The organism is Pseudomonas sp. 5.2 (genome assembly GCF_059025405.1).
Genome location: NZ_JBYBHH010000010.1, coordinates 63,641 through 85,088 on the forward strand (window position 1 = coordinate 63,641; position 21,448 = coordinate 85,088).

Genomic DNA, 21,448 nt, shown 5'->3' on the forward strand with positions numbered 1-21,448 from the left:
CAAGGACTGCCCCCATGACCGAACGCCCAGCCCTGCGCTCCCAGCGCCTCAACCAGATCACCCACGCCCCGCACGCCGAGCTGGATGCCCTGGTCAAGTCCCACGCGCCCTTCGACAGCCGTGAAAGCTTCGCCCGCTTCGTGGTCGCCCAGTACCTGTTCCAGTCCGAACTCAAGGCCTTGTACACCGACCCGCAACTGATCGCCATCGTCCCCGATCTGGCCGAGCGCTGCCGCGCCGAGCAGGCCCGCCTGGACCTCGCCGACCTCGACACCGAAGTGCCCGGCCCAGTGCCCGGCGCGGTACAAAATCCGAGCCTGGGCGAAGCCATGGGCTGGATCTTCGTCTCCGAAGGCTCCAAACTGGGCGCTGCGTTTCTGATCAAGCGGGCCGTGGCCCTGGAGCTGTCCGACAGCTTTGGCGCTCGCCACCTGGGCGAACCGGCCGGCGGCCGTGCCGAAGGCTGGAAACAGTTCACCCGTATCCTCGATGGCCTGGCGCTGTCGGCCGACGAAGAGGACGCCGCCGAACGCGGCGCAGTCGCAGCCTTCGAGCGCTTCACCGAGCTGCTCAAACACGCCTATGCCGCGGATGCCGCGCTGGTCTGACACGCTATGCCCGGCCACCCCACCGGTGGCCGAACCGTTTTTTGCAGTGAGACCATGACCCGACCTGCCCGCTCGAAAATCGCCCGCCTGCTGTATGGAATCCTGGCTTACGTCAGCTTGGGGATAGGCCTGGTCGCGATCGTCATTCCTGGCCTGCCGACCACCGAGTTCATCTTGCTGGCCGCCTGGGCCGCCACCCGCAGTTCACCGCGCCTTTCTGCCTGGCTGGAGAACCACCGGTTGTTCGGGCCAATTCTGTTCAACTGGCGCAATGGCAAGGTGATCCAGCGCCGGGCCAAGGTCAGTGCAACCCTCAGCATGCTGCTGTGCGCGGGGCTGATGCTGACCTTCCTCGACCATCACTGGCCCGTGTTTCTGGCGATTGGCGGCATGACCCTGGGCAACCTGTGGATCTGGTCACGCCCAGAACAGGCCTGCCCTGCCGGGTCACAAGCTCAGCAACCCTGAATACAGGGCATACGCGGCCAGCGCAGCGCCCGCCAGCACCGCGGCAAAAATGAGCTTCTCCCACGTCGTGAACAGGGTCTGCCCCTGCTCGTGCTTGGCCCTGGCGAACAGAATCACCCCGGGGGCATACAACAGTGCCGACAGCAGCAGGTACTTGAGCCCACCGGCATACAGCAGCCACACCGCATACAGCAAGGCAACCGACGCCACCAGCAGGTCTTTGCGCCGCAACGCCGCTTGCCCGGCGTAGGTGTCTGCACGTACCGCCAACAACACCGCATACGCCGCTGACCACAGGTAAGGCACCAGGATCATCGAAGACGCCAGGTAGATCAGGCTGGTGTAGGTCCCAGCCGAAAACAGCGTAATCAGTAGAAACCCCTGGATCATGCAGTTGGTCAGCCACAGGGCGTTGGCCGGTACATGGTTGGCGTTTTCCTTGGCCAAAAAGCGCGGCATGGTCTTGTCACGCGCGGTGGCAAACAGGATTTCCGCACACAGCAACGCCCACGAAAGCAACGCGCCGAGCAGCGAAATGGCCAGGCCGATACTGATCAGCAACGCGCCCCACGGGCCGACGATGTGCTCCAGCACCGAGGCCAACGACGGGTTCTGCAACCCGGCCAGTTCCGGTTGGGTCATCACCCCCAGCGACAGCACGTTGACCAGCACCAGCAGCGCCAGCACCCCCAGAAAACCGATCACCGTGGCCTTGCCCACGTCCGAGCGGCGCTGCGCACGCCCGGAATACACACTGGCGCCTTCGATACCGATGAACACGAACACGGTCACCAGCATCATGTTGCGCACCTGGTCCAGCACATTGCCGAACTGTGGGTTGCTCAAGCCCCAGATATCACGGGTGAAGATATCGGCCCGGAACGCGAAGGCCGCGATGACGATGAAGATCAGCAACGGCACCACCTTGGCCACGGTGGTCACCTGGTTGATGAACGCCGCCTCCTTGATCCCGCGCAACACCAGAAAGTGCACCGCCCACAGCAGCAGCGAAGCGCAGCCGATGGCGATGGGCGTGTTGCCCTCGCCAAACACCGGAAAATAAAACCCCAGCGTACTGAACAGCAGCACGAAATAGCCGACGTTGCCGAGCCAGGCGCTGATCCAGTAACCCCAGGCCGAAGAAAAGCCCATGTAGTCGCCAAAGCCGGCCTTGGCGTAGGCATATACACCTGAGTCCAGTTCGGGCTTGCGGTTGGCCAGTGTCTGGAACACGAATGCCAGGGCCAGCATGCCAACCGCGGTGATGCCCCAGCCGATCAGCACAGCACCCACATCGGCACGCGCCGCCATGTTCTGCGGCAGCGAGAAAATCCCGCCACCGATCATCGAGCCAACCACCAGTGCGATCAACGCGCCCAAGCGCAGTTTCTGTCCCGGTTCGCTCATGTGCCTCCCTTTTTTCACCGCTGTCATGCGTTTGCAACAGCCGTGGCGGCCATATAAAAGGCATGATTTATATTAAATAAGGCCATAAAAGCTATAGCAGTCATAACTGCTTTGTCTATGCAATACCTCAGTAAAAACTAGCAGCTGCCCAGCAACTAGGGAAGAAACTGTTAAAACTCGAAATTCTTGTGAAAAATTTGCGAAAGCCTCAAAAACAGCTAGCTTCAAGCATCGCAGGCCGAACAGAGCGTTTGCTCTAGAAGGACATGGAGGTGCCAGCGTGCAAGGCCTGCAGCAAAGCTGTCGGCACTCTCCAGGAGCCACGTGAAGGATTTTTCCTACTTTACGTGCCCATGAACTGACCCAAGTCAGCGAATGGCGCAGGCGTCGGATTTACTCTGTCGTCAACTTTCTCCTGGCAGGAGTTGTTAAATGTCTGATTCATCCGGAAAACTAAAACTCGGTGCGTTAGTTGCACTGGTAGTGGGTTCAATGATTGGCGGCGGGATCTTCTCGTTGCCACAAAACATGGCGGCCAGCGCGGGCGTTGGTGCAGTGCTGATCGGCTGGGCGATCACCGCGGTCGGCATGCTGACCCTGGCGTTCGTGTTCCAGACCCTGGCCAACCGCAAACCTGACCTGGACGGCGGTGTGTACGCCTACGCCAAAGCCGGTTTCGGTGACTACATGGGCTTCTCGTCGGCCTGGGGTTACTGGATCAGTGCCTGGCTCGGCAACGTCGGTTACTTCGTGCTGCTGTTCAGCACCCTCGGTTACTTCTTCCCGATCTTCGGTGAGGGCAACACCCCCGCCGCGATCATTGGCGCGTCGATCCTGCTGTGGGCCGTGCACTTCCTGGTGCTGCGGGGGATCAAGGAAGCGGCGTTCATCAACCTGGTCACCACGGTCGCCAAGATCGTGCCGCTGGTGCTGTTCGCCCTCATCTGCCTGTTCGCCTTCAAACTCGATGTGTTCACCGCCGATATCTGGGGCCTGGGCACTCCGGAGCTGGGCAGCGTGATGAACCAGGTGCGCAACATGATGCTGGTCACCGTCTGGGTGTTCATCGGCATCGAGGGCGCGAGCATCTTCTCGTCACGGGCGGAAAAACGCGCTGACGTGGGCAAGGCCACCGTCATCGGCTTTGTCACCGTGCTGTTGTTCCTGGTGCTGGTCAACGTGCTGTCGCTGGGCATCATGACCCAACCAGAACTGGCCAAGCTGCAGAACCCGTCGATGGCCGCCGTGCTTGAACATGTGGTCGGCCACTGGGGGGCGGTGCTGATCAGCGTCGGCCTGATCATCTCGCTGCTGGGGGCGCTGCTGTCGTGGGTGCTGCTGTGCGCCGAGATCATGTTCGCGGCCGCCAAAGACCACACCATGCCGGAGTTCCTGCGCCGCGAAAACGCCAACCAGGTACCGGCCAACGCCCTGTGGCTGACCAACGCCATGGTGCAGATCTTCCTGGTCATCACGCTGTTCTCCAGCAGTACCTACCTGTCGCTGATCTACCTCGCCACCTCGATGATCCTGGTGCCTTACCTGTGGTCGGCGGCGTATGCCTTCCTGCTGGCACTGCGCAGCGAAACCTACGAGCAAGCCCTGGCCGAACGCAAGAAGGACCTGTTCATCGGCGCCGTCGCCTTGCTGTACGCCATCTGGCTGCTGTACGCCGGCGGCGTGAAGTACCTGCTGCTCTCGGCCCTGCTGTACGCCCCTGGGGCCATCCTGTTCGCCAAGGCCAAGCGCGAGGTTGGCCAACCCATCTTTACCAACGTGGAAAAACTGATCTTCGCGGCCGTGGTCGTCGGCGCCCTGGTGGCTGCCTATGGCCTGTACGACGGCTTCCTGACCCTTTGACCCACGTCTTCGCACACATGGAGGAATGAACAATGTCCGCTGAAAAACAGAAGTACGGTGTCCACTCCGAAGCCGGCAAACTGCGCAAAGTGATGGTCTGCTCCCCTGGGCTGGCCCACAAGCGCCTGACCCCGAGCAACTGCGATGAACTGCTGTTCGACGATGTGATCTGGGTCGACCAGGCCAAGCGCGACCATTTCGACTTCGTCACCAAGATGCGCGAGCGCGGCGTCGATGTGCTGGAAATGCACAACCTGCTGACCGACATCGTGCAGCAACCGGAAGCCCTAAAGTGGATCCTGGACCGCAAGATTACCTCTGACACCGTGGGTGTCGGCCTGACCAACGAGGTGCGTAGCTGGCTCGAAGGGCTGGAACCACGCCATCTGGCGGAGTTCCTGATTGGCGGCGTGGCCGGCCAGGACCTTCCAGTAAGCGAAGGCGCCGAAGTGATCAAGATGTACAACAAGTACCTGGGTCACTCCAGCTTCATTCTGCCGCCGCTGCCCAACACCCAATTCACCCGTGACACCACCTGCTGGATCTACGGTGGTGTAACGCTCAACCCGATGTACTGGCCTGCGCGGCGCCAGGAAACGCTGCTGACCACCGCCATTTACAAGTTCCACAAGGAGTTCACCGGTGCCGACTTCCAGGTCTGGTATGGCGACCCGGACAAGGATCACGGCAATGCCACCCTCGAGGGCGGCGACGTGATGCCAGTCGGCAAGGGTATCGTGCTGATCGGCATGGGTGAGCGCACCTCGCGCCATGCCATCGGCCAACTGGCTCAGAACCTGTTCGAGAAAGGCGCTGCCGAAAAAGTCATCGTCGCTGGCCTGCCGAAGTCCCGCGCAGCGATGCACCTGGACACGGTGTTCAGCTTCTGCGACCGCGACCTGGTAACGGTATTCCCCGAGGTGGTGAAGGAGATCAAACCCTTCATCATCACCCCGGACTCCAGCAAGCCCTATGGCATGAACATCGCGCCGCAGGACGCCTCGTTCCTCGAGGTGGTATCTGAGCAATTGCTGGGTAAGAAAGACAAGCTGCGCGTGGTCGAAACCGGCGGCAACAGCTTTGCCGCCGAGCGCGAACAGTGGGATGACGGCAACAACGTGGTGGCCATCGAGCCGGGTGTGGTCATCGGCTACGACCGCAACACCTACACCAACACCCTGCTGCGCAAGGCCGGTATCGAGGTCATCACCATCAGCGCCGGCGAACTGGGCCGGGGCCGTGGCGGCGGCCACTGCATGACCTGCCCAATCGTGCGCGACCCAATCGACTACTAACGACCATACGCCCGGCCGCGCCCACGAAGCGGCGGCCGGGATGTTTGCCAAACTCAAGGAGAAACTGTCATGGCGTTCAATATTCACAACCGCAACCTGCTCAGCCTCGAACATCACACCACGCGCGAGCTGCGCTACCTGCTGGACCTGTCCCGCGACCTCAAGCGCGCCAAGTACACCGGTACCGAGCAGCAGCACCTGAAGGGCAACAACATCGCCCTGATCTTCGAGAAGACCTCGACCCGCACCCGCTGCGCCTTCGAAGTCGCCGCCTATGACCAGGGCGCCAACGTCACCTACATCGACCCCAACTCCTCGCAAATCGGCCACAAAGAAAGCATGAAGGACACCGCCCGCGTGCTCGGGCGCATGTACGATGCCATCGAGTACCGCGGCTTCAAGCAAGAGATCGTCGAGGAACTGGCCAAGTTCGCTGGCGTGCCCGTGTTCAACGGCCTCACCGATGAATACCACCCAACCCAGATGATCGCCGACGTACTGACCATGCGTGAGCACAGCGACAAGCCGCTGCACGACATCAGCTACGCCTACCTGGGCGATGCCCGCAACAACATGGGCAACTCGCTGCTGCTGATCGGCGCCAAGCTCGGCATGGACGTACGCATCGCCGCGCCCAAGGCGCTGTGGCCACACGACGACCTGGTCGAACGCTGCAAGAAATACGCGGAAGAAAGCGGCGCACGCATCACCCTCACCGAAGACCCGAAAGCGGCGGTCAAGGGCGTGGACTTCGTGCACACCGACGTCTGGGTATCGATGGGCGAGCCGATCGAAGCCTGGGGCGAGCGCATCAAGCAGCTCAAGCCTTACCAGGTGAATGCCGAGCTGATGAAGGCCACCGGCAACCCACGGACCAAGTTCATGCACTGCCTGCCGGCCTTCCACAACTCGGACACCAAGGTGGGCAAGCAGATCGCCGAACAGTACCCAGACCTGGCCAACGGTATCGAAGTGACCGATGACGTGTTCGAGTCGCCGGCCTGCATTGCCTTCGAGCAGGCGGAAAACCGCATGCACACCATCAAGGCGATCCTGGTGTCGACCCTGGCTGACCTTTAAAAGCCACACCTGATCTCTGTGGGAGCGGGCTTGCCCGCGAATAGGCCAGCCGCAACAACGCGTTGCCTGAGCTGACGCCTTCGCGGGCAAGCCCGCTCCCACAGGATCGACGTCGACCGTCAACATTTCCGATAAAGGACATTCCCCATGCGTATCGTTGTTGCATTGGGCGGCAACGCCCTGCTGCGTCGCGGCGAGCCCATGACCGCTGACAACCAGCGCGCCAATATCCGCACCGCCACCGAGCAGATCGCCAAGATTCACCCCGGCAACGAACTGGTTATCGCCCACGGCAACGGCCCACAGGTGGGCTTGCTGTCGCTGCAGGCGCTGTCCTACAAGCCGGACGAAGCCTACCCGCTGGACGTGCTCGGTGCCGAAACCGAAGGCATGATCGGCTACATGATCGAACAAGAGCTGGGCAACCTGCTGGCGTTCGAGGTGCCGTTCGCCACCCTGCTCACCCAAGTCGAAGTGGACGCCAACGACCCGGCCTTCAAAGACCCGACCAAATTCATCGGCCCGGTCTACAGCAAGGAAGAAGCCGAACGCCTGGCCAAGGAAAAAGGCTGGGTGGTCAAGGCCGACGGCGACAAGTACCGCCGTGTGGTGGCCAGCCCCAAACCCAAGCGCATCTTCGAGATCCGCCCGATCAAGTGGCTGCTGGAAAAAAGCAGCATCGTGATCTGCGCCGGTGGCGGTGGCATCCCCACCATGTACGACGAAAACCGCAAGCTCAAAGGTATCGAAGCGGTCATCGACAAGGACCTGTGCTCGGCACTGCTGGCCGAGCAATTGGAAGCCGACCTTCTGATAATCGCCACCGACGTCGATGCGGCCTACATTGACTGGGGCAAACCTACGCAAAAAGCCATTGCCCAGGCCCACCCCGACGAACTCGAACGCCTGGGCTTCGCCGCTGGCTCCATGGGGCCGAAGGTGCAGGCGGCCAGTGACTTTGCCCGCAACACCGGCAAAGTGGCGGTGATCAGCTCGCTGGAGAACATCGAAGACATCGTCAAAGGCACCGCCGGCACCCGGGTTTCCACCGCCAAGCCTGGGATCAGCTACCGTTGAATGCAGTGGGTGGGCGCCTGGCGCCCACCATTTTCGACCTTCCAAAGGAGCTTGCCATGGCCCAGTACCACCCTGGTCATGTACACATCGAGCGCAGCGCGCTGAACACCAATGACCACAGCTATGACCTGAACATCGAATATGAGGCCGCGACGGACCCCAAGGAAGGCAGAGGCATTCAGTTCCGCATGCATGGCAGCATCGAAGGCAAGACGGTGGAGGAGAAGTTCTTCCTGCCCAAGGACCAGGTGCTGCCCAGCTTCCTCATGCTGTTGACCCGCAAGGCTCAGTCTTACCTGGCCCCGCCGAAGAAGTTCGAGAACCTCAGTTCACCGCACAAACTCTACGATTACATGTTCGCGGACATTCGCGAAAAGCTGGACGTGAAGTCGGGCGACGCGATCAAGCCTGAACATCTGGAGTGACCCAATCGCCGGCAAGCCGGCTCCCACAGGTACTCCACTACCTTGGGTCCAGCGGGGTACTTGTGGGAGCCGGCTTGCCGGCGATTGGGTTTAACACTGCTCCCAAGGCATACTACTGGCCTCCCCGGCCATGACCATCCGCCTCCCCCATGCGCATCCACGTCAGCTTCATCGACCGCGTCGGCATCACCCAGGAAGTCCTCGCCCTGCTCGGTGCCCGCAACCTCAATCTGGACGCCGTGGAGATGGTCCCGCCGAACGTCTACATCGACGCCCCGACCCTCAGCCCCGCCGTGCTCGAAGAGTTGCACGACGCCTTGTTCGAAGTGCAGGGCGTGCAGTCGGTGGATGTGGTCGACATCCTCCCGGGCCAACGCCGCCACCTGCAGCTCGACGCCCTGCTCGCGGCCATGAGCGACCCGGTGCTGGCGGTGGACAGCGCAGGCCTGGTGCTGCTGGCCAACCCGGCGTTGATTGCCCTGTGCGGGCGCGAGTCGGCCGGGCGCTCGGTGGGTGAACTGTTCGGCGACAACGGCCTGCTTCAGGCCCTGCAAGACAACAACTTCCACCTGCCAATGCGCGAGATGCAGCTCAATGGCCAGAGCCTGCTGCTCGACGCCACCCCCATCACCAACGCCGGCGGCCTGCTGACCCTGTACCCGCCGACGCGCATGGGCGAGCGCCTGTCGGCCTTGCACCATGACCACGCCGAAGGCTTCGATGCCTTGCTCGGTGAGTCACCGGCTATCCGTACCCTCAAAGCCCGTGCCCTGCGCGTGGCGGCCCTCGACGCACCCTTGCTGGTACATGGCGAGACCGGCACTGGCAAAGAGCTCGTGGCCCGCGCCTGCCATGCCATCAGCAGCCGCCATGCCGCGCCGTTTCTTGCCCTGAACTGCGCCGCGCTGCCCGAGAGCCTGGCCGAGAGCGAGCTGTTCGGCTATGCCCCAGGCGCCTTTACCGGTGCGCAACGCGGTGGCAAACCGGGGCTGATGGAACTGGCCAACCAAGGCACGGTGTTTCTCGACGAGATCGGCGAAATGTCGCCCTACCTGCAGGCCAAGCTGCTGCGTTTTCTCAGCGACGGCAGCTTCCGTCGCGTGGGTGGCGACCGTGAGGTGAAGGTGGATGTACGCATCATCAGCGCCACCCACCGCGACCTGGAGCGCATGGTGGCCGAAGGCACCTTCCGTGAAGACCTGTTCTACCGCCTCAACGTGCTTAACCTGCAGGTGCCACCGCTGCGCGACCGTGGCCAGGACATCCTGATGCTGGCGCACTTCTTCATGCAGCAGGCCTGCACGCAGATCCAGCGCCCACCCTGCCGGCTTACGCCAGCTACCCACTCGGCGCTGCTTGCCAACCCATGGCCAGGCAACGTGCGGCAATTGCAGAACGTGATTTTCCGCGCTGCGGCCATCTGCGAAGGCAACCTGGTGGACATTGGCGACCTGGACATCGCCGGCACTTCGGTGGCCCGCGGCCAGGACGGCGAAGTGGCGAGCCTGGAGCAGGCTGTGGGCGACTTCGAGCGGGAACTCTTGCAGCGCTTGTATGCAAGTTACCCCTCAACACGGCAATTGGCCGGCAGGCTGCAGACTTCGCATACCGCCATTGCGCAGCGGCTGCGCAAGTACGGTATACCCGGAAAGTCATGAGGCCTGTTGAACAGCCCGAAGGTTATTGACCGGACGCAACAGGGTGCTCAACCCCAACAGCACGAAGGCACCGATCATCATCACCGCCCAAGCCCAGTGCAATGAGCTGAGCTGGTCACGCACGATACCGGCGAGCAGTGGCATGCTGGCGGCGATCAGGTACCCACCACCTTGCACGAACGCCAACAGCGCACCGGCCTTGGACGGTGAATCCGCGTGGTCCATGGCAACGATCAACGAGAGAGGGAAAAGCGCCCCAATGCCCAGGCCCAGGCATACCGTCGCCACGGCCGCCAACGCTACCGGCGCGACCATCAGGCACGCCAACCCTGCTATCAACAACAGAATGACCAACACCAAGGGGTGCCTGCGGTCAGGAAAGCGCTGGATCAAGGATGACACGAGCAACCCGGCGAGCACTTCGGTGACGGTCAGTGCCCCCAGCAGGTAACCCGCCTCGGCCGCCGTCCACCCCAACTCGATGTAGAACGGCGGCAACCAGGCCAGCACCAAGGTGTAGGCACCTGTGCCAATGCCGAAGAACAGCAACAGCAGCCAGGCCCGCGCGCTGCGGTAGGGCAATGTCGCCGCCACCTGTCCGCCAGGGGTACCACGCGCTAGCAACAGCCAGACGATCAGGGCGACCAATGCGGGGACGGCAGCGTAGCCCAACGACAGTTGCCAGCCGAACAGGCTCGCGCCAGGTGCTGCCGTGGCGGCGGCCAACGCGGCGCCCGCCATGATGCCGGTGGTAAACAACCCCATCAGCATGCCGGCACTTTGCGGATGGCTGCCTTTGAGGAACGCTGGCATCAGCGCCTGAATGATCGCAATGCCGATACCGCCCAGTGCCGCCGTGGCGATGAGCGCTTCGGCAGTGCTGACGTAGGCGCGTGCAGCGCAGCTCAGCGCAATCAGCACGATGCCTGTCGCCACGCCCGTGGTCTCGCCGACCAGACGCAGCAGCCAGGGGCCGGACAACGCGAACACGCCCATCATCATCACCGGCAAGGTTGTCAGCAGGCCGGCTTGGGTATTGCTCAGCCCCAGGTCGTGCTGCAGCAACTGCAGCAGCGGGCCGATGGCAGCCATGACCGGCCGCAAGTTCAAGCCGATCAATATCGCCAGCAACCCGACGCAGGCTTTGTTGGGGGTATCAGACATGATGGAGGGGCTCCTGCAGAAACGCACCGGTTACCTGGTTGAATGCCTGTGCCAGCGGTACGTTGAATACGTGCCCCTCGCCAGCGAGGGTGGCCAGGCGAGCGTGACCGATGTTGCTGCAGATGGTTTCGGCCTCGGCGCTGGGGCTGATCGGGTCAAACTCTGCGGCGAGCACCAGTGTGGCAGCCTGAATGCGTTGCAAATCGCCAGTCAGGTCGTACTGCTTCATGCCCTCGCACCAGCGGACCTGGTTGTGCGCCCGTAACTGCGCCGCCTGGGCGTGCCACGCCTGGTAAAGCCGCTGACCATCGGGCGAGGCGGCGAAGTCCGCACCCACCAATGCAGGCCAGCTCGATTTGAAGCGCTTGAGGCAACCATCCTGCTTGTCCAAGGCGGCCGCCCACTCGCTGAGCAGCCCTCGGCGATGCGCTGTGCTCATGCTGGCGAAGGTGCCGGCAACGATCAGTTTCTCTACAGCGTGAGGTGCATGGCAGGCCATCTCAAGGGCCACCATGCCCCCCAGGGACAAGCCGATCAGCTGGATGCTGTCGAGCCCAAGGTGGTCCAGCAGCGCCAGCATCTCCAAGGCTTGGGTATGGGCGGTGATGCCTTCGGGTGCATCACTGGATGCACCGTGCCCTAGCAGGTCGGGTACGATGACACGGTGCCCGAGGCCAAGCAGCGCGCTGAGCTGCGGCATCCACGCCCTGCCGCTGTTGCCCAACCCGTGCAGCAGGAGTACAGGGCTACCGGAGCCGGTGTCATGATAATAGTGACGATGCTGTCCATGTATGAAAAAAGCCATGCTGCCTCCTGATCCTTGAGCTTCACCGCGCCAAGATAGCTTAACGTTAAGATTGTTAAAAGGTGCGGGGGTTCAGAAGGTGCACTGGTTACACATTTCCAGGTTGAACGATGAGTGCAGCAATGAACGATCATGTCGATTTCGTCGTCGCGCAGTGGGCGCAGGCGATGCCTTCCGTGGATGTTTCCTCCATGGAGATCTTTGGCCGAATGGCGCGTATCAGCAAGCACCTGGAGCGCATGCGTGCAGAAGCCCTGGCGCAGTATGGTTTCAAGGAGGGCGAATTCGACGTCCTGGCAACCTTGCGCCGTGCGGGGGCGCCCTACCGCCTGACGCCAACCGAGCTGTATCGCTCGCTGCTGATAACGTCCGGCGCGATGACCAACCGCTTGGCGAGACTGGAAAGCGCCGGCATGGTCGAGCGCATTGCCGACAATAACGACAAGCGCAGCTCCCAGGTGGCCCTCACAGCACAGGGCAAGGCATTGATTGATAAGGCCGTCCTTACCCATACTGAGATCCAGGAGCTGGTACTGGCCCCCCTGAGCGCCGAGCAGCGAGCACACTTCGCTCAGCTGTTGAAGCAAATGCTCGCTCATCTGCCAGGTGAGGGTGCGCCCAGGCAATGAACTGGAAAATTCAGGAGGAATTTTCATGCTTCACAGCAATTACCTGAAGCAATTGGATCTGCAGGACATCGTGGTGTTCATCAACCTGCTCGAACTGCGCAGCGCCAAGCGGACTGCCGAATTGATGAATGTCAGCCAGCCCACCGTCAGTTATTGCCTGAAGCGCCTGCGCGGGTGCTTCGACGACACCTTGTTCTCGTCGTCGCAAGGGGTGCTGAAACCCACCACCAAAGCGGAAAAGATTGCCCCGTACCTGCGCGTGGTGGTCGAGTCCGTCAACCGCTGTGCCGAGGACGACAGCAGCGCCTCGCCACAAGCACAGCGCAAGATCTGGCGCATCTGCGCGCCCGAGTATTTCGAACTGTCCTTCTTGCCGCAGGCGCTGGCGGTACTGTCACGTACCCACGGCAATACCTCGCTGCACCTCGAACGCTTGAGCCGTGACCTGCCGGTGGACCGGCTGATTTCAGGCGACATCGACATTGCCATCGGCTTTGGCCCCGGCTATCACCAGATGCACCCCGAGCTGCAGTGGCAACCCGTGCTCAGCGATGATTTCGTGTGCGTAACCAGCCAAGGCATGCTCGCCAGTGAAGAGGCCATGAGCCTGGACGAGTTCTGTGCGTCGCCCCATGTGTTCCCCACACCGTGGATATCGGAAAAGAACATGGTCGACAGCTGGCTGGACAAGGTTGGCCGATCACGCAACGTGCTGGTGCGCGCCAACGGCTATCAGGCCTGCGTGAATATCGTGGCTGCCGTGCCCGCCACGGTGGCACTGCCCGCACGCCTGTTGCCGCACCTGCGCATCGCGCCTGGGCTTAAGGTGTGCAAACCGCCACTGGGGTTCCCCAGTTTCACCCTCGACATGATCTGGTCGCGCGACCGCAGCGACAGCAAGGATATTTCCAGCCTGCGCGCACTGGTCGAAGCGGTGGCGCAAACGCTGTTGACGGAACGATGACCCGCTTTATTAAATTTTCCCATCGCATTTAAATTTCTTAAAACCAGCAGCTTGTTCTTTTCACTTACTGTGAGGTCATCGGGTAGCGGTGTTCTACCTGACCCACAGTTCACGGAGGAATAAGTCATGCTGGCGCACGTACAACCCACGGTGTTTCCGTTCTATCGACAACCGACGCCGTGCTACGGTTTCGAATGTATCTATGCCGTCGACCGCGACCTGCGGGTAGGCGATTCAATCAACAGTGCAACACTGTATGAAGACCTCGCCCACAGTGGCGCAATTATCTACCGCGACTTTGCCGATACGCTGCCGGACTTCAACGACTTCGTCAGTGCGCATTCCGCCCGCGTGACATTCGACCCGGCCCGCAAAGCCGCCACGTCCAACACGGCAGAAATCGAGGCCGGTGTGAATGAAATGGGGCTGCACCGTGAGAACGGTAACTTGCCATTCAACCCCGACCTGCAGTGGTTCTACTGCCTGGAGCCAGCAGCCGTGGGCTCTGAGACGACCTTGTGCGACGGCCAACGCGTACTGTTCGACTTGTCTTCGAAAACCCGAAAGTGTTTTGAGAACCGTGAGATTCGTTACAGCCGGCGCATCCCTTGGAACAATGTAAAACGTTTTCTGAGCATTGAACTGCAACTGCCCATCGATGACATTACCGACGAGCATTTGCACCAGGTCAATCAACGTGTCAGTGGCCAAACTTACCGTCGCATTGATCAGAACCTGATTGCGTCCGAACTGGTTATCTCCGCGGTTGAAACCAGTTGCTTCAGCGGCAAGAAAGCGTTTTGCAATTCAATGCTCGGCCCCAGCGTCAATTATGAACCGCCGCTTATCACGTGGGCCGATGGTGAAGATATCGCCCTGGATATCTGGGACGAAATCAAAGAAGTCACCGCCCGCAATACCTATAGCCACTTCTGGCAGAAGGGCGACCTGGTGGTAATCGACAACACCCGGGTGATGCACGGTCGCCGACGCCTGGATGACCCCTCACGGCGCATATTCGGCGCGCAAAGCTACCGCATTGGAGGTATCGGCCAATGATCAGCCAAAAAATGCAGGACTACCTGGCCGCCACCCCCGACCGCGTAGTGATCAAGGAAATGAACGGTCGCGCCTACACGTTGCACGAATTGCGCCGTGACGTGATGCGACTGGCCAGTGCCCTCGAGGGGCGGGTTGGCCGCTGCGAACGCAAAGTGTTCGGCATCGCCATGCGCTCTTGCTACGAGTGGGTGTACACCTTGTTGGCGATCCAGAAAGTAGGCGGTGTGTTGCTACCGGTGCCCATCGAGTTCTCCGACGACCAGATCGGCAGCCTGCTGGGCAAGGCGGCGGCAGTGTTCGTCAGCGATGAGCAAACCGCCGGCCGCCTGCACGCTATTTTGCCGGACAAGGCGTGCTTCATCCCCGCGCAACTCATGCACGAGACCATTGGTGATGAGTGGCGCCAGGAAGACGAGCTCATCCCGGACGGCATTGTTTCGATCATCCACACGTCCGGCACCACCTCCAAACCCAAAGGGGTGATGATCCGCGACGAGGCCGTCGGGTTGCTGGTCGATAACGTGATGAAGCGCCTGCCACAACAGCCGCTGCACTACTTCTCGATCGTCCCCATGAGTTTGCTGATCGAGCAGGTGCTGGGGGTATTCATCCCGATTCTGTCCGGCGGCACCTTGACCCTCATGCCCGAAGGCATGACCGAATACGGCGCAGCCAGCGGCAACGCACGGCAGTACCTGCAGCTGATAGCACCCAACCAGCCGAACTTCCTGTACCTGCCGCCCAAGCTGCTGGAAGAGGCCAACCTGCTGCTCGAGCACTGCTCGGTCGAGGAACTGTTCGGGCCACAACGCCCGCACATCATCACCGGCGGCGCGAAGATTCCGGTAACGGTTTTGGAAGCCTTGGAAGCGCACGGCGTGCAGGTGTTCGAAGCCTATGGCCTGAGCGAGAACTCTTCGATCATTTCGCTCAACTCACCGGCGCAACGGCGTATCGGCTCGGCAGGCACACTGCTCGATGGTATCGAACCCAAGCTGGTCGACGGTGAATTGCTGGTCCGCACGCCGACCCTCTGCGCCGGTTACTACAACGCCGACGATACTGCCTGCGACCTGTCCGATGGGTATCTGCATACCGGCGATATCGCCGAATTTCGCGACGGTTATCTGTATATCACCGGCCGCAAGAAGCACGTGATCATCCTGTCTACCGCACGCAACATCTCGCCTGAGTGGGTCGAGAACGTCTACAAAGAGAGCGCCCTGGTAGACGACATGATCGTCATGGGCGAAGGCAAGGACGAGCCCTGCGCCATCGTCTTGAGCAGCGCCTGCGCTGACTCGGTCCGCCAGGAAATGGCGCGCCTGGAGCACCGGCTCGCCGACTTTGCCAGGGTCAGGCAGATTCGCGTCATCGCTGACATCGCCACCTTCCGTGATCAGTTCTACACCGTCACGGGGCGGCCACGCAGGGCCGAGATCGAAGCGCGGTTCATCGACCAGATGTACGCCTGAGGAAGCCACCATGTACATCGTGCGTAATTTCTACAAAGGCCGACCTGGCTACCGATGCCTGCAGGAAGCGGTACGTGCCCACTACCTCAAGCACTATGGCGCGACGCCAGAGCCCCAGCCCGATCTGTTCGTCTGCCTGACCGGCGCCAACGGTGGGGCTCCAGGTTATGCCTGTGCGGGGATCAGCTACGGCGATTCCGGCAAGCTGTTCAGCGAGTACTACCTGGATCAAAGCCTGGATGAGCGCTACCACATCGATCGGGCACGCATTGCCGAAGTGGGCGCATTCGCCTCGTTCCATAGCGGCAGTGGGGCCGGGAAGTACTTGCTCAACAACGTGATCAAGACACTGGCCCTGCGAAATTTCGGCTTGGTGGTGCTGACCGCGACCGAGCAGGTGCGCCAGCTGCTGATCCCCCTGGTAGACACCCTTGAGGACCTGGGCGGTGCCGACCGCAACAGGCTCAAGGACCCTGGCGTCAACTGGGGCAACTACTACGAACACGGACCACGGGTGGTGGCTTCGCGCCTGTCTGCACCGAGTACCTGGGGCAATGCCCCCGCCCTGGCGCTGAGCCAGCCGCATTTCACCTGCCAGGCATCCGCCTGACCACATCTGGCTCCGGGCATGGCCGTGCCCGGAGCACTGGAGGTAACCATGAACGCAAACAAGCGTTACGAGAATTTCATCGTGTTCCTTGCGCCCCTGATCAATAGCGTCGGGGGTATCGCCATCGACCTGTATGCGCCCAGCATGCCGTCAATCGGGCACGAGCTAGGCGCCAGCCCGTCGCTCATGCAAAACACCATCACCATCACCTTGCTGTTCTATGCCATCGGCCAGCTATTTTTCGGCATCATGACCGATGCGCGCGGGCGCAGGCCGGCGGTAATCCTGGGCCTGGCGCTGTTCCTCAGCGGTAGCCTGCTGGCCACCTTCTCGACCTCCATCGAAATGCTGTTGGTGGCCCGCGCACTGCAAGGTTTTGCGATCGGTGCCTGCCAAGTGGTTGCCCGTGCCTTGCTGGTCGATATCGTCAAGGGTCCGCGCTTCTATGTGGCGATCATCTACCTGAGCCTGGCGTTCGGCCTCGGGCCCGTCATCGCACCCTATGTGGGCGGCATGATCGAGGTCTACCTGGGGTGGCGCTACAATTTCGTCCTGTATGCGGTCTACGCCGTGATCGTGATGGCGTTCGTCCTGGCTGGGCTCAAGGAATCGCTGCCCGCCACTGCCCGTCGCAGTGCCATGCAAACGTTGGTGGGCTACCGATGCATCCTGGCTGACGGGCGCTTTCGCTCTTCGGTCATCGTGCTGGGGGCAAGTTTCTCGGCGTTTCTGCTGTGGAACGTGATTGGCCCGCATATCGTCCAGGAACGGCTGGGCCATGACGCACAGTACTTCGGCACCACGGCACTGGCGGTGGGCAGTTGCTATCTGGTCGGGACGCTGGTCAATCGCGCGTTGATCCGCAGGGTCCAGGCGGCCACGTTGATGTGGACGGGCATGCTGCTGTTCCTGCTCGGCGTGTTGAGTATCGCCGCCATGCCCGCCGGGCTGAACCTGGTCAGCATCCTGGGTGGCATCATGCTTGTCGCGTTTGGCCAGGGCTTTATCTTTTCCAACGCCATGGCCCGCTCCATGTCCCTGTTCCCCGACCGCGCAGGCGTAGCGGCAAGCCTGCAAGGCTGCCTGATGCTGGTGTTCGGGTCGCTGGCGTCGGGCATCGTCAGTGCGCTGCCGTTGGCGTCCAACCTGGCGATCGCGGGCGTGTTCCTGGTGCTCTGGCTGATCTCGCTGTCGGGGATGCTGACGGTGCGCCTGCAACAGCGCCAAGCGTCGCCAGCCTGAGCCAGGTGCCGACCGCTAGGCTTAGATGACGTGTGTGTATTGATTTCAATACATCGTAATGGAATCAATACACACCCACACCGATCTGTATCTATAAGGGTTTGCCACGACTGGCGATTTGGGCCGTGGACCTTCTGTATCGATTTCATTCCGGCCTCGTTTTCACGAGCACTTCGACAATCGATCAAACCATTGATTTATAAGCGTTTTATTTTATTGGCCACATTTTTGCTACAGGAAATCCAACAAGTGCGTGGCTGACCACGCCTACCGCCCTGCTTTCGAGGATTTCCCATGAGCGAGTTGCGTTTTACTGAAGATCACGAATGGCTGCGCGTCGAAGCTGACGGCAGCGTCACCGTGGGCATCACCGCCTACGCCCAGAACGCCCTCGGCGATGTGGTCTTCGTGCAACTGCCAGAGTTGCAGCAGTATGAGAAAGGCAGCGAAGCGTCCACCGTCGAATCGGTCAAGGCCGCCAGCGGCGTGTACATGCCGCTGACCGGCGAAGTGGTCGAGGTCAACGGCCAGCTCGAAAGCAGCCCGGAACTGGTCAACGAAGACCCGATGGGTGAAGGCTGGTTCTTCCGCTTCAACCCGGCCGACATGAGCGAAGTGACCGCCCTGCTCGACCAGGACGCCTACGACCGCCTGATCAAAGCCAACGACGACGCCTGAGGAACCGCACCATGACCATCAACCTCGGCACCGCCAACGAATTCATCGCCCGCCACATCGGCCCACGCGCCGCTGACGAACAGGCCATGCTCGCCACCCTGGGGTTCGATTCCCTGGACGCCATGACCGCCGCGGTCATCCCCGACAGCATCAAGGGCACCAGCGTGCTCGGTGCTGAAGACGGCCAGAGCGAAGCCGACGCACTCGCCTCGCTGAAAGCCATCGCCGGCAACAACCAGCTGTTCAAAAGCTACATCGGCCAGGGTTACTACAACACCCACACCCCGGCACCGATCCTGCGCAACCTGCTGGAAAACCCGGCCTGGTACACCGCCTACACCCCTTACCAGCCGGAAATTTCCCAGGGGCGCCTGGAAGCGCTGTTGAACTTCCAGACCCTGATCAGCGACCTGACCGGCCTGCCGATCGCCAACGCCTCGTTGCTCGACGAAGCCACCGCTGCCGCCGAAGCCATGACCTTCTGCAAGCGCCTGTCGAAGAACAAGGCCAGCCATGCCTTCTTCGCTTCCAGCCACTGCCACCCGCAAACCCTCGACGTGCTGCGCACCCGTGCCGAGCCGCTGGGCATCGACGTGGTGGTGGGCGACGAACGCGAACTGACCGATGTCAGCGCCTTCTTCGGCGCATTGCTGCAGTACCCGGCCAGCAACGGTGACGTGTTCGACTACCGCGACCTGGTTCAGCGCTTCCACGCGGCCAACGCCCTGGTGGCCGTGGCTGCCGACTTGCTGGCCCTGACCCTGCTGACCCCGCCAGGCGAGTTCGACGCTGACGTGGCCATCGGCAGCGCCCAGCGCTTTGGCGTGCCACTGGGCTTTGGCGGCCCGCACGCGGCTTACTTCGCCACCCGCGATGCCTTCAAGCGCGACATGCCGGGCCGCCTGGTCGGCGTGTCGATCGACCGCTTCGGCAAGACCGCCCTGCGCCTGGCCATGCAAACCCGCGAACAGCACATCCGCCGTGAGAAGGCCACCAGCAACATCTGCACCGCCCAGGTGTTGCTGGCCAACATCGCCAGCATGTTCGCCGTGTACCACGGCCCGACCGGCCTCAAGCGCATCGCCCAACGCACCCATGCACTGACCGCCATCCTCGCCGCCGGCCTCAAGGCCATGGGCGTCCAGGTCGTCGGCGACAGCGCCTTCGATACCCTGACCCTGGCCACCGGCGAAGCCACCGCCAGCCTGCATGCCAAAGCCCGTGACCAGCGCATCAACCTGCGCCAGGTCGACGCTGGCCACGTCGGCCTGTCGCTCGACGAGACCACCGCCCAGGCGGATGTCGAAGCGCTCTGGCAACTGCTGGCCGGCGACCAACCGCAACCGGACTTCGCCGCCCTCGCGGCCAGCACGGGCTCGCTGCTGCCGGCCAACCTGCTGCGCCAGTCGGCGATCCTCGAACACCCGGTGTTCAACCGCTACCACAGCGAAACCGAGCTGATGCGTTACCTGCGTCGCCTGGCCGACAAGGACCTGGCGCTGGACCGCAGCATGATCCCGCTGGGTTCGTGCACCATGAAGCTCAACGCTGCCAGTGAAATGATCCCGGTCACCTGGGCCGAATTCGGCAACCTGCACCCGTTCGCCCCGGCTGAACAAAGCCAGGGTTACCTGCAGATGACCACCGAGCTGGAAGCCATGCTGTGCGCCGCCACCGGTTACGACGCGGTGTCGCTGCAACCCAACGCCGGTTCTCAGGGCGAGTACGCCGGCCTGCTGGCCATCCGTGCCTACCACCGCAGCCGCGGCGAAGGCCACCGCGACATCTGCCTGATCCCGTCTTCGGCCCATGGCACCAACCCTGCGACCGCGAACATGGCGGGCATGCGTGTGGTGGTCACCGCCTGTGACGCCCGTGGCAACGTCGATGTCGAGGACCTGCGCGCCAAGGCTATCGAACACCGCGAGCGCCTGGCCGCCATCATGATCACCTACCCGTCGACCCACGGCGTGTTCGAAGAAGCGATCGGCGAAATCTGCGCGATCATCCACGACAACGGCGGCCAGGTTTACATCGACGGCGCCAACATGAACGCCATGGTCGGCCTGTGTGCCCCTGGCAAGTTCGGCGGCGACGTTTCGCACCTGAACCTGCACAAGACCTTCTGCATTCCGCACGGTGGTGGCGGCCCGGGCGTCGGCCCGATCGGCGTCAAGTCGCACCTGGCGCCGTTCCTGCCCGGCCACGCGCAGCTGGAGAACCCGCAGGGCGCGGTGTGCGCCGCACCGTTCGGCAGCGCCAGCATCCTGCCGATCACCTGGATGTACATCCGCATGATGGGCGGTGCCGGCCTCAAGCGCGCGTCGCAAATGGCCATCCTCAACGCCAATTACATCGCCCGCCGCCTGGAAGAGCACTATCCTGTTCTGTACACCGGTGGTAATGGCCTGGTTGCCCACGAGTGCATCCTCGACCTGCGCCCGCTGAAGGACACCAGCGGTATCAGCGTCGACGACGTGGCCAAGCGCCTGATCGACTTCGGTTTCCACGCCCCGACCATGTCTTTCCCGGTGGCCGGCACGCTGATGATCGAGCCGACTGAAAGCGAGTCCAAGGAAGAGCTGGACCGCTTCTGCGACGCAATGATCCAGATCCGCGAAGAAATTCGCGCCGTCGAGAACGGCAGCCTGGACAAGGACGACAACCCACTGAAAAACGCCCCGCACACCGCAGCGGAGCTGGTTGGCGAATGGGCCCACGGCTACAGCCGTGAACAGGCGGTGTACCCGCTGCCGAGCCTGGTGGAAAGCAAGTACTGGCCACCTGTCGGCCGGGTCGACAACGTGTTCGGCGACCGTAACCTGGTCTGCGCCTGCCCGTCGATCGAGAGCTACCAGGACGCCTGATAGCTCATCGGCCCACCGCCTGACTTGTGGGAGCGGGTTCACCCGCGAATGCAATTGTGGACTCACTGACGCAT

19 protein-coding genes are annotated in these 21,448 nt (G+C 61.9%); 16 read left to right on the forward strand and 3 right to left on the reverse strand.

The window, feature by feature from the left end; genetic code table 11:
- The first annotated feature begins 14 nt into the window (after nt 1–14).
- Together AC5PZ0_RS16435 and AC5PZ0_RS16440 are read left to right on the forward strand one after the other, a co-directional pair.
- Complete coding sequence (locus tag AC5PZ0_RS16435; RefSeq protein ID WP_493855344.1) at nt 15–608, forward strand: biliverdin-producing heme oxygenase; 594 nt, start codon at nt 15–17, stop codon at nt 606–608.
- Between the two features lie 54 nt (nt 609–662).
- Nucleotides 663–1,076, forward strand: a complete 414-nt coding sequence (locus AC5PZ0_RS16440) for a YbaN family protein (protein WP_027595654.1) — start codon at nt 663–665, stop codon at nt 1,074–1,076.
- On the opposite strand, the gene arcD (AC5PZ0_RS16445) is transcribed toward AC5PZ0_RS16440, so the two are convergent.
- A complete protein-coding gene (gene arcD, locus AC5PZ0_RS16445) occupies nt 1,056–2,483 on the reverse strand; it encodes an arginine-ornithine antiporter (RefSeq protein WP_099428416.1) in 1,428 nt (475 codons plus the stop codon). The genes AC5PZ0_RS16440 and arcD (AC5PZ0_RS16445) overlap by 21 nt on opposite strands.
- A 432-nt stretch (nt 2,484–2,915) precedes the next feature.
- Here arcD (AC5PZ0_RS16445) and arcD (AC5PZ0_RS16450) point away from each other — a divergent pair, with 432 nt between their 5' ends.
- The 6 genes from arcD (AC5PZ0_RS16450) (at nt 2,916) to gcsR (ending at nt 9,878) form a co-directional block, all read left to right on the forward strand.
- Complete coding sequence (arcD, locus tag AC5PZ0_RS16450; protein WP_027595652.1) at nt 2,916–4,343, forward strand: arginine-ornithine antiporter; 1,428 nt, start codon at nt 2,916–2,918, stop codon at nt 4,341–4,343.
- Nucleotides 4,344–4,375: 32 nt separating this feature from the next.
- The gene (gene arcA / locus AC5PZ0_RS16455) at nt 4,376–5,638 is read left to right on the forward strand and encodes an arginine deiminase (protein WP_019471749.1); all 1,263 of its coding nucleotides are present in this window, start codon (nt 4,376–4,378) and stop codon (nt 5,636–5,638) included.
- A gap of 69 nt (nt 5,639–5,707) precedes the next feature.
- Nucleotides 5,708–6,718, forward strand: coding sequence for an ornithine carbamoyltransferase (locus tag AC5PZ0_RS16460; protein ID WP_099453034.1), 1,011 nt, complete (start codon nt 5,708–5,710; stop codon nt 6,716–6,718).
- Between the two features lie 147 nt (nt 6,719–6,865).
- Complete coding sequence (gene arcC / locus AC5PZ0_RS16465; protein ID WP_085272675.1) at nt 6,866–7,795, forward strand: carbamate kinase; 930 nt, start codon at nt 6,866–6,868, stop codon at nt 7,793–7,795.
- Between the two features lie 56 nt (nt 7,796–7,851).
- The gene (locus AC5PZ0_RS16470) at nt 7,852–8,220 is read left to right on the forward strand and encodes a DUF5064 family protein (protein WP_265969929.1); all 369 of its coding nucleotides are present in this window, start codon (nt 7,852–7,854) and stop codon (nt 8,218–8,220) included.
- A gap of 149 nt (nt 8,221–8,369) precedes the next feature.
- Nucleotides 8,370–9,878, forward strand: a complete 1,509-nt coding sequence (gcsR, locus tag AC5PZ0_RS16475; RefSeq protein ID WP_027595647.1) for a transcriptional regulator GcsR — start codon at nt 8,370–8,372, stop codon at nt 9,876–9,878.
- On the opposite strand, the gene AC5PZ0_RS16480 is transcribed toward gcsR, so the two are convergent.
- Both AC5PZ0_RS16480 and AC5PZ0_RS16485 read right to left on the reverse strand, forming a co-directional pair.
- Nucleotides 9,873–11,042, reverse strand: coding sequence for an MFS transporter (locus tag AC5PZ0_RS16480; RefSeq protein ID WP_274887933.1), 1,170 nt, complete (start codon nt 11,040–11,042; stop codon nt 9,873–9,875). The genes gcsR and AC5PZ0_RS16480 overlap by 6 nt on opposite strands.
- Nucleotides 11,035–11,847 carry an alpha/beta fold hydrolase gene (locus tag AC5PZ0_RS16485; RefSeq protein ID WP_493855345.1) on the reverse strand — a complete coding sequence of 271 codons (813 nt, stop codon included), beginning with the start codon at nt 11,845–11,847 and terminating at the stop codon, nt 11,035–11,037. The genes AC5PZ0_RS16480 and AC5PZ0_RS16485 overlap by 8 nt, the downstream gene beginning before the upstream one ends.
- Nucleotides 11,848–11,969: 122 nt before the next feature.
- Between AC5PZ0_RS16485 and AC5PZ0_RS16490 the strand changes: the two genes are divergently transcribed.
- From AC5PZ0_RS16490 to gcvP, 8 genes are all read left to right on the forward strand, one after another.
- Nucleotides 11,970–12,476 (forward strand): MarR family winged helix-turn-helix transcriptional regulator, encoded by a 507-nt coding sequence (locus AC5PZ0_RS16490; protein ID WP_099428413.1) that lies wholly within the window; start codon nt 11,970–11,972, stop codon nt 12,474–12,476.
- Between the two features lie 25 nt (nt 12,477–12,501).
- On the forward strand, nt 12,502–13,440 hold the full coding sequence (locus AC5PZ0_RS16495; protein WP_099453027.1) for a LysR family transcriptional regulator: 939 nt from the start codon (nt 12,502–12,504) through the stop codon (nt 13,438–13,440).
- Nucleotides 13,441–13,566: 126 nt separating this feature from the next.
- On the forward strand, nt 13,567–14,499 hold the full coding sequence (locus tag AC5PZ0_RS16500; RefSeq protein ID WP_265969922.1) for a TauD/TfdA family dioxygenase: 933 nt from the start codon (nt 13,567–13,569) through the stop codon (nt 14,497–14,499).
- On the forward strand, nt 14,496–15,977 hold the full coding sequence (locus AC5PZ0_RS16505) for an AMP-binding protein (protein WP_275749338.1): 1,482 nt from the start codon (nt 14,496–14,498) through the stop codon (nt 15,975–15,977). Before AC5PZ0_RS16500 ends, AC5PZ0_RS16505 begins: the two co-directional genes overlap by 4 nt.
- A gap of 10 nt (nt 15,978–15,987) precedes the next feature.
- Nucleotides 15,988–16,587 carry a thermostable hemolysin gene (locus AC5PZ0_RS16510; protein ID WP_099453024.1) on the forward strand — a complete coding sequence of 200 codons (600 nt, stop codon included), beginning with the start codon at nt 15,988–15,990 and terminating at the stop codon, nt 16,585–16,587.
- A gap of 48 nt (nt 16,588–16,635) precedes the next feature.
- Nucleotides 16,636–17,829, forward strand: coding sequence for a multidrug effflux MFS transporter (locus AC5PZ0_RS16515; protein ID WP_186675671.1), 1,194 nt, complete (start codon nt 16,636–16,638; stop codon nt 17,827–17,829).
- A 294-nt stretch (nt 17,830–18,123) separates the two neighbouring features.
- Complete coding sequence (gene gcvH, locus AC5PZ0_RS16520; protein ID WP_016501301.1) at nt 18,124–18,507, forward strand: glycine cleavage system protein GcvH; 384 nt, start codon at nt 18,124–18,126, stop codon at nt 18,505–18,507.
- An 11-nt stretch (nt 18,508–18,518) separates the two neighbouring features.
- Nucleotides 18,519–21,374 carry an aminomethyl-transferring glycine dehydrogenase gene (gene gcvP, locus AC5PZ0_RS16525; RefSeq protein WP_493855346.1) on the forward strand — a complete coding sequence of 952 codons (2,856 nt, stop codon included), beginning with the start codon at nt 18,519–18,521 and terminating at the stop codon, nt 21,372–21,374.
- Nucleotides 21,375–21,448: the final 74 nt, after the last annotated feature.

Coding starts and splice junctions, on each gene's coding strand:
- AC5PZ0_RS16435 (WP_493855344.1), top strand. CDS start 15: ATGACCGAACGCCCAGCCCTGCGCTCCCAGCGCCTCAACCAGATCACC.
- AC5PZ0_RS16440 (WP_027595654.1), top strand. CDS start 663: ATGACCCGACCTGCCCGCTCGAAAATCGCCCGCCTGCTGTATGGAATC.
- arcD (WP_099428416.1), bottom strand. CDS start 2,483: ATGAGCGAACCGGGACAGAAACTGCGCTTGGGCGCGTTGATCGCACTG.
- arcD (WP_027595652.1), top strand. CDS start 2,916: ATGTCTGATTCATCCGGAAAACTAAAACTCGGTGCGTTAGTTGCACTG.
- arcA (WP_019471749.1), top strand. CDS start 4,376: ATGTCCGCTGAAAAACAGAAGTACGGTGTCCACTCCGAAGCCGGCAAA.
- AC5PZ0_RS16460 (WP_099453034.1), top strand. CDS start 5,708: ATGGCGTTCAATATTCACAACCGCAACCTGCTCAGCCTCGAACATCAC.
- arcC (WP_085272675.1), top strand. CDS start 6,866: ATGCGTATCGTTGTTGCATTGGGCGGCAACGCCCTGCTGCGTCGCGGC.
- AC5PZ0_RS16470 (WP_265969929.1), top strand. CDS start 7,852: ATGGCCCAGTACCACCCTGGTCATGTACACATCGAGCGCAGCGCGCTG.
- gcsR (WP_027595647.1), top strand. CDS start 8,370: ATGCGCATCCACGTCAGCTTCATCGACCGCGTCGGCATCACCCAGGAA.
- AC5PZ0_RS16480 (WP_274887933.1), bottom strand. CDS start 11,042: ATGTCTGATACCCCCAACAAAGCCTGCGTCGGGTTGCTGGCGATATTG.
- AC5PZ0_RS16485 (WP_493855345.1), bottom strand. CDS start 11,847: ATGGCTTTTTTCATACATGGACAGCATCGTCACTATTATCATGACACC.
- AC5PZ0_RS16490 (WP_099428413.1), top strand. CDS start 11,970: ATGAACGATCATGTCGATTTCGTCGTCGCGCAGTGGGCGCAGGCGATG.
- AC5PZ0_RS16495 (WP_099453027.1), top strand. CDS start 12,502: ATGCTTCACAGCAATTACCTGAAGCAATTGGATCTGCAGGACATCGTG.
- AC5PZ0_RS16500 (WP_265969922.1), top strand. CDS start 13,567: ATGCTGGCGCACGTACAACCCACGGTGTTTCCGTTCTATCGACAACCG.
- AC5PZ0_RS16505 (WP_275749338.1), top strand. CDS start 14,496: ATGATCAGCCAAAAAATGCAGGACTACCTGGCCGCCACCCCCGACCGC.
- AC5PZ0_RS16510 (WP_099453024.1), top strand. CDS start 15,988: ATGTACATCGTGCGTAATTTCTACAAAGGCCGACCTGGCTACCGATGC.
- AC5PZ0_RS16515 (WP_186675671.1), top strand. CDS start 16,636: ATGAACGCAAACAAGCGTTACGAGAATTTCATCGTGTTCCTTGCGCCC.
- gcvH (WP_016501301.1), top strand. CDS start 18,124: ATGAGCGAGTTGCGTTTTACTGAAGATCACGAATGGCTGCGCGTCGAA.
- gcvP (WP_493855346.1), top strand. CDS start 18,519: ATGACCATCAACCTCGGCACCGCCAACGAATTCATCGCCCGCCACATC.